Below are 2,556 nucleotides of genomic sequence, written 5' to 3'. Positions count from 1 at the left end.
AATTTCTTTAGATTTGTATAAATGTTTGGTATCTCTAACAACTTCTAATAATAATTTAACTTGATTTTGTGCTTCAACTTTGGTTTTTGGGTTTCTAACATTGTCATCCATATCGGCACCATCACCATTTTCGCCATCAAATTCTTCTCCAAAATAATGCAATAAAAACTTACGTCTAGATATCGAAGTTTCGGCATAAGCAACAACTTCTTGCAATAATGCAAACCCAATTTCTTGCTCTGCAACTGGTTTACCAGACATAAATTTTTCTAACTTTTCTACATCTTTATAAGAATAATAAGCTAAACAATGACCTTCGCCTCCATCTCTTCCACCACGACCAGTTTCTTGATAATAACTTTCTAAAGATTTTGGAATGTCATGATGAATTACAAATCGAACATCTGGTTTGTCAATTCCCATACCAAATGCAATAGTTGCCACAACAACATCTACATCTTCCATAAGAAACATATCTTGGTGTTTTGCTCTAGTTTTAGCGTCTAAACCAGCATGATATGGCACAGCAGAAATTCCGTTTACTTGTAAAACTTCGGCAATTGCTTCAACTTTTTTACGACTTAAACAATAAATAATACCCGATTTTCCTTTGTGTTGTTTTATAAATCTAATAATATCCGATTCGATATTTTTAGTTTTTGTGCGAATTTCATAATATAAATTGGGTCTGTTAAATGATGCTTTAAAAGTTGTTGCATCACTCATATCTAAGTTTTTTAAGATATCTTCTTGCACTTTTGGTGTTGCAGTTGCGGTTAAACCAATAACAGGAACGTCGCCAATAAGTTTTATAATATTTTTTAAATTTCTGTATTCTGGTCTAAAATCGTGACCCCATTCTGAAATACAATGAGCTTCATCAATGGCTACAAATGATATTGGAACATTTTGAAGAAATTCAACATATTCTTCTTTAGTTAAAGATTCTGGCGCAACGTATAATAGTTTAGTAATTCCAGATGTTATATCTTTTTTTACTTGAGCAATTTCTGTTTTAGTTAACGACGAATTTAAAACGTGTGCAATTCCAACTTCTGATGATAAACTTCTGATGGCATCCACTTGATTTTTCATTAAGGCAATTAATGGCGAAACCACAATTGCAGTTCCGTTTAAAATTAAAGCTGGCAATTGATAACACAACGATTTTCCACCACCAGTTGGCATTATTACGAAAGTATTATTTTTAGCAAGCAAACTTTTAATTACTTGTTCTTGTAATCCTTTAAATTGGTTAAAGCCAAAATATTTTTTTAATTCTTTGTGGATGTCAATTTCGTTTGAATTCATTCTTAGTTAAAGGTATTTTTACATAAATTTGCACAATATAAAGATATAACTTTCTTTTATAAAAACAAATTTTATATTAATTCTATTTTGATAACAAACGAAAATATAATTGCTTCGGCTAAAAAAACGTTGCTTTCTCAAAGTCAATCTATTGCAAAACTTATTGATTTTATTGACATTAGCTTTGTTGAAGCGGTAAATACAATTTACGAATGTAAAGGAAGATTGGTAGTAACTGGTATAGGAAAAAGTGCAATTATTGCTCAAAAAATTGTGGCAACTTTAAATTCTACTGGAACTCCTTCATTATTTCTTCATGCTTCAGAAGCAATTCATGGCGATTTAGGCATGGTTCAACCCAATGATGCTGTAATTTGTATTTCTAAAAGTGGTAATAGTCCAGAAATTAAAGTTTTGGTTCCGCTTTTAAAACAATTTGGAAATAAACTAATTGCTATTACAGGAAATGTAACTTCATTTTTAGGAAAAGAAGCCAATTTTACTTTAAATACTTACGTAGAATCTGAATCTTGTCCTAATAATTTAGCACCAACTAATAGCACAACATCACAATTAGTTATTGGTGATGCTATTGCAGTTTGCCTAATGGAAATGCGAAATTTTACAAGTCAAGATTTTGCAAAATATCATCCTGGTGGCGCATTAGGAAAAAAATTATTATTGCGCGTTGGCGATATGCTTGATGCAACTCATAAACCAATGGTTAACCCAGATTCTAGTATAAAAAATGTTATTGTAGAAATATCTGAAAAACGACTTGGTGTAACTGCAGTTATAGAAAATGAAAAAGTTATCGGAATTATTACTGATGGTGACATTAGAAGAATGCTAAATAAAACCGAAACAATATCTGGCTTGACCGCTAAAGATATTATGACTGTTAATGCAAAATCTATAAAATCTACCGATTTAGTTAGTGACGCCTTAAATGTTCTTGAAGATTTTTCTATAACACAACTTGCTGTTATTGACAATGGAGAATACAAAGGAATTTTACATTTACACGATATATTAAAAGAAGGAATTGTATAATGGCTAAAAAAGTTGTTAAAGCAGAAATGTCTTTTATGGATCATCTTGAAGAATTAAGATGGTTACTTGTTAAAGCAACAATTGGAATGCTAATTGCTGCAAGTTTAATATTCTTTGTAAGTGATTTTATTTTTGATGAAATAATTTTTGGACCAACTAAAGCCAATTTTATTACCTATACATTTTTTTGCG

General features: G+C 30.5%; 3 protein-coding genes. 2 read left to right on the top strand and 1 reads right to left on the bottom strand.

Annotated features, from left to right (window positions below; all coding sequences use genetic code 11):
• Positions 1-1,311: RecQ family ATP-dependent DNA helicase (locus ACH2BO_RS09960; protein ID WP_395044594.1), on the bottom strand; the 1,311-nt coding region annotated here is incomplete at its 3' end.
• Positions 1,312-1,398: 87 nt separating this feature from the next.
• On the opposite strand from ACH2BO_RS09960, the gene ACH2BO_RS09955 reads away from it, so the two are divergent.
• Positions 1,399-2,364 (top strand): SIS domain-containing protein, encoded by a 966-nt coding sequence (locus ACH2BO_RS09955; RefSeq protein WP_395044593.1) that lies wholly within the window; start codon positions 1,399-1,401, stop codon positions 2,362-2,364.
• Positions 2,364-2,556, top strand: a 193-nt coding sequence (locus tag ACH2BO_RS09950; RefSeq protein ID WP_395044592.1) for a twin-arginine translocase subunit TatC, incomplete at its 3' end; no start/stop codon positions are given. The genes ACH2BO_RS09955 and ACH2BO_RS09950, both read left to right, overlap by 1 nt.

This window comes from Flavobacterium sp., from assembly GCF_043773265.1.
GTDB lineage: Bacteria > Bacteroidota > Bacteroidia > Flavobacteriales > Flavobacteriaceae > Flavobacterium.
This window is presented reverse-complemented; position numbering and strand designations above follow the sequence as displayed.